Source organism: Streptomyces chiangmaiensis (genome assembly GCF_036281785.1).
GTDB classification, from domain to species: domain Bacteria; phylum Actinomycetota; class Actinomycetes; order Streptomycetales; family Streptomycetaceae; genus Streptomyces; species Streptomyces chiangmaiensis.
On record NZ_JAYWVC010000370.1, the window covers coordinates 1 to 4,612 of the forward strand.

Annotated in this window: 4 protein-coding genes; 2 read left to right on the forward strand and 2 right to left on the reverse strand. The window is 66.9% G+C overall.

What is annotated here, in order from left to right:
* Nucleotides 1–39 precede the first annotated feature (39 nt).
* Together VXC91_RS42620 and VXC91_RS42625 are read right to left on the reverse strand one after the other, a co-directional pair.
* Nucleotides 40–1,374 (reverse strand): tyrosine-type recombinase/integrase, encoded by a 1,335-nt coding sequence (locus VXC91_RS42620; protein WP_329512726.1) that lies wholly within the window; start codon nt 1,372–1,374, stop codon nt 40–42.
* A gap of 110 nt (nt 1,375–1,484) precedes the next feature.
* Complete coding sequence (locus tag VXC91_RS42625) at nt 1,485–1,754, reverse strand: helix-turn-helix transcriptional regulator (protein ID WP_329512727.1); 270 nt, start codon at nt 1,752–1,754, stop codon at nt 1,485–1,487.
* 652 nt (nt 1,755–2,406) lie between these two features.
* Between VXC91_RS42625 and VXC91_RS42630 the strand changes: the two genes are divergently transcribed.
* On the forward strand, nt 2,407–3,615 hold the full coding sequence (locus VXC91_RS42630) for an ISAs1 family transposase (RefSeq protein ID WP_329512728.1): 1,209 nt from the start codon (nt 2,407–2,409) through the stop codon (nt 3,613–3,615).
* A 371-nt stretch (nt 3,616–3,986) separates the two neighbouring features.
* A partial coding sequence (locus VXC91_RS42635; RefSeq protein ID WP_329512729.1) for a Cas10/Cmr2 second palm domain-containing protein occupies nt 3,987–4,612 on the forward strand: 626 nt, incomplete at its 3' end.

The following is a 4,612-nucleotide window of genomic DNA, read 5'->3' on the forward strand; positions in this document are numbered from 1 at the left end:
CGGTGTCGGTGTGGGCGATGAGCGCTCTCACCTGCGGTTTCATGGCCTGTTCTGGACCTGCGGGGCGCCCGGGGACTTCTCAGGGACATTCGGTTGTGGATCTTGATCGAACCACTCGTCCATGGCGGCGAGGCCCCGCTTGCCCGCCCCTGGCATGAAGTGAGCGTAGTGCGTCAGCGTGGTCTGCGGCGAGGCATGCCCGAGCCACTCCGACACGCTCACGATCGACTCGCCGGCCTCGAGCTGGGTACTTGCGTACGTGTGCCGGAGGACGTGGAACATGTCCTCGCGGGAGAGTTCGTAGACGGGGTACCGACGGCTGCGGCCTCCGTACGTCTCGGCTTTGTCGCCGACCTTCTTCACGACACCGGCCGCCGCGAGTGCGGGCCGCCAGCTCAGCCTGTTCCACATCGAGTAGTTGACTCGATTGTCCTGCGAAGTGATCAGGACCAGCCGGACGCTGATCGGTTTGCGCTGTCGCGCTTCCAGCTCGGTCGTCGGCGGTTCAGGGTTGCGCCACGGGAGCGTGCAGGCGACCGAAGGGAAGCGGCGCAGGTGGTCCTGGACACGCCTGGCGAGGTTGGGGGAGAGGGGAACGTCTCGCGTCTTGCCGCCCTTGGGCAGGCAGAAGTACGGCCTTCCCTTGGAGTCCCACCGCAGCTGTCGGCGGACGTGTACGACACCGGCATCGAAGTCCAAGTCATCCTCGCTGAGACCGAACGCCTCGCCTTGGCGCAGGCCGAGGCCGACACCGAGGTCCACCGCGATGCGGTATCGATCCTGGAGGCCCGCCCGGACGGCATCCACGGTCGGCCTGGCCCATGCCTTGGCCTTCCTCTTCGCGGGTTTGGGTGCCTTGACAGTCCGGCGGGCCTTGCAGGGGTTCTTGACCAAGCGGCCGTCGTCGACGGCGGCTTCGAGGATCGTGGAAAGGTGGATCCAGATCACCTGGGCCGTGGACGCCTCGACCCGTGTCAGCAACTGGGCCTTCCAAGCGCGCAGTACGGCAGCGTCGATGTCCCGGAGCGCTGTTGCACCCAGGAACGGGATGATGTGGTTCCAGATCTTGCTGCGCATGGGGGCGGCGGTCGACGGTTCGTCCGATCGGCCCGGCCACCAGTGCTTCTCGATGTACTGGGCGAGGGAGATCGCCCCGTCACGGGGGTCGACGAATTCGCCACGCGTGGTGTCGGTCTGTGCCTTGGCGAGCCACTGCTTCGCGTCCTCGCTCGTGTCGAACGAGCGGTCCCGGACACCCGGGATGCCCTTCACCCGATAGCGCTTGCCCTGACCCCACAGGGCAGTTCGCTCCCGCTTACCGGTGTCCTTGTTGGGCTTCTTCTTGAGCCAGCGGTCTTCTATGTACCCCGCCAAGGGAATGTTCTCCTATGAACTCAGTTCGGCATGGTCGTATGTCATGGTGGAAAGCTGCGCGCCGGAACTCCGAAAGATCGACGGACCACCTTCAGGCTCGTCGACAGCGTTCAAGGAGTGCGTGCGGCGCGCCTCGTCGGCGACTGGATGAGAGGATTGAGAGCAGCGTTGGAACGTGAATCCGCCTGCTCCTGCGCTATGACCCACTCATCGAGTGCCGAGATCCTGTACATGACGCGGCGGCCCATGCGGAAGCTCGGCGGACCCTGTCGTCGGTGGCGCCAGACATACAGGGTGTTTGGTGAAACACCGAGGTATTCCGCCGCCTTGTTCAGATTCAAGAACGCGGCTTCATGCGTGGACGCGATCTGATCGTGCATCTGCGGTCTCCAGGGTGAGAAACGTTGATGAACCCACGATCCGGAGAAGTCTGGGCTTGGTGAAACCGTGAAATTCTGATAGCGCGCGTATTGGCTGTCTCAGGGAGTGCTGAGGTGCGACGGTTGAGCTCGGGCTCAGCAGTCCATCGCGCTGGAACATCCTCTCGTTGAGCTGCGGTCTTGCCGGCATCCGTACGTTGGCATGGTGTTCGCGCAGGTCTCAAGTCATGGGCGTCTGCTGTAGGCGTACTACCGTGAGCGCCAGCGACGGGTGAGGCGGCAGCGGACTGATAGCCGAGATAACGTCGTGATGTCGGCGTCTGCCGGTCCACGTGTTCTCCGCGCAGGCGGAGGTGATCCGCAGGCGGGGGAGTTGGCGCCGCTGGGCGTACAGACGGACATCGCTCGAAATTCATGTGGGGGTCGAACCACGGCCCCGGCATAGTTGATCTTTGATGGGTTTTGGGTTGTTTGTCCGTGGAGTGAGGTGGCAAGTTGCAAGGCGAGCACGGCCTCTGATGATCTTTCAGGTTCCTACGCCAGAAGATCGTCTCAGGAGCCGCGCTCGTGCCCGCATCCTCCCTGATCAGCCCTGTCCTTGGCCAGCTCACCGACCTCGCGCTGTGCCGAGCTCGCCATCGACCCTGTGGCAGTGGAGTCTGCGCTGGCCAGCAGGCTGCGGCAGGTCCCTGACCGGCGCGCGGAGCGGGGGCGGCGGCACCCCCTGACGGTGATCCTGGTGCTGGCCGCGTGCGCGACGCTGGTGGTCGGCGGCGACTCCATGACCGCGATCTGGCAGTGGGCCGCCCGCGCCCCACAGGTCAAACTGGCCCGTATCGGCGCCCGGTACGACCCGCTGGCCGGCCAGTACCTCGTACCCAGCGAACGCACCTTCCGCCGCGTGCTCGCCGACCTGGACGCCGACGCCCTGGACGCGGCGACCTGCGCATACGTCACCGAAGTCGCGTCCGGAACGGCACCAGCGCCCGAGATCCCGCGCACCCCGGGGCCCATCGAGCGCGAACAGCGCCGCGCCGCCCAGCGGGCGGTGGAACACCCGGCGCCGGCCGGGCTGCTGCCCGCCGCGGCTCTCGACGGCAAGGCCCTGACCGGCGCCCGCACCGAATCGGGGCGCATCTTCCTGGTCGGGGCGGTCGCCCACGCCAGCGGCGCGGTCCTCGGCCAATCCCAGGTTCCGGACAAGCGCGGCGAGGGTGAGGCGGCCCGCACCCTGCTGGCCGGGCTCCACCTGCCTGGCTGGGTGTTCACCCTGGATGCCCTGCACACCACAAAGAAGACCGCCCGCCTGATCACGGACCGGCTCGACGCCCACTACGTCCTGATCCTGAAGGGGAACCAGCCGCTGGCCCGCGCCGCCGCCCAGGCGCTGCTGGCCGGCACCGACACCGAGTGGACCGAGACCACCGAGGTCGAAGACGACCGTGGGCACGGGCGCACCGAGCGCCGCACGATCCGCACCGCCCAAGCCGACGACACCCTCTTCCCCGGAGCGGGACAGGTCTTCCGTCTGCGCCGTGACACCGGCGGCCTCGACGGCACCCGGACCGGGAAGGAGATCGTCTTCGGCGTCACCAGCCTGCCCGCTCACCTCGCCGGCCCCGCTCACCTCAACCACTACGAGAGGGCCCACTGGTCCATCGAAAACAAGATCCACTGGGTGCGGGACGTCACCTTCCACGAGGACAACTCCCAGGTCAGGACCGGCACCGCACCCCGAGCCCTGGCCAGCTTCCGCAACCTGGGCATCAGCACGTTCCGCCTCGCTGGACGAGCCAACATCGCCCACGCCCGCCGCGATCTCCTCAGCCACAACGACGCCTTCGCCGTCTACGGCATCTGATCAACTACTACGAAGTCGGACAGAACCGAACAACGCCGGGGCCGTGGGGGTCGAACTGTCCGTCCTCGGTCTTCCAAGGCCGGTGTTCGATGGAAGTGTGTACCGCTGCTTCAAGCGGCGGCACGGGCGGCAAGGAAGCGGTCCGTGGGTCGGACGCCGAGCATGAACTCGTTAGCGTCTCTGATATCCCGTAGGCGTGTAGAACAGACCCCGGCGTACAGCCCGACTCGTCTGCCGCTACCTGCGGCTTTGCACGAGAGAGGGCCTCTGACCTGCGTCGGAGGCCCTTTCCGGTCTTTCGGGGGCTTGTTGCGTTAGGCGGCGTGTCGTCCGTCCCTCGGACAGCGCTGAAAGTCCCTTCGATGCGGAACGTGCCGCGTGGGCGAACGGCGGGTGACGAGCGCAGCCCGGAAGGGCGGCTGGCGAAGAGCCTGCCGGTCACCCACCCCGCTCCGGAGGACTTCGCGGCGCTGGCCGCGCTGGGCCGCGTCGAGTCGGGCCGCAACCACTTGGCGACGGTGTCCATTGACGGGAACGCGTTCGGGGAGTTCTTCAAGGCGCTCGCCAAGGAGGGCAGTGACGATCCTCGCATGAGGAACTGGAAGACGAGAATCTCCCAGTCCCTCTCCGCAGCCACACGGGATGCGCTGACAGAGGCCACGATGAGCCTGCCCCTGACGGACGAACGCGACCAAGTGGTGGTCGTCCCGCACGTCGTCGGCGGTGACGATGTGCTGGTGAGCCTGCCCGCCGACCAGGCATGGGCCTTCACGCTCGCCTTCCTGCGCCAGTTCGGTCAAGCCGTTCGTACGGCGACCGCCGACATCCTGGAGATGCTGAACGGACGTCGCGCCGGACGCTCGGAGGGGGAACCGCCGTTGGAGGCTCCAACCGCGTCAGCGGGAATCGTCTTCGCCCACTCCGGGTATCCGCTGAACCTGCTCGCAGAATCCGCCGGCCGGCGCCTGCGCGAGGCCAAGCGGGCCGTACGCGGCAA

Excerpts from the sequence above, each read along its gene's own strand:
- VXC91_RS42625 (WP_329512727.1), bottom strand. The coding sequence starts at position 1,754 with ATGCACGATCAGATCGCGTCCACGCATGAAGCCGCGTTCTTGAATCTG.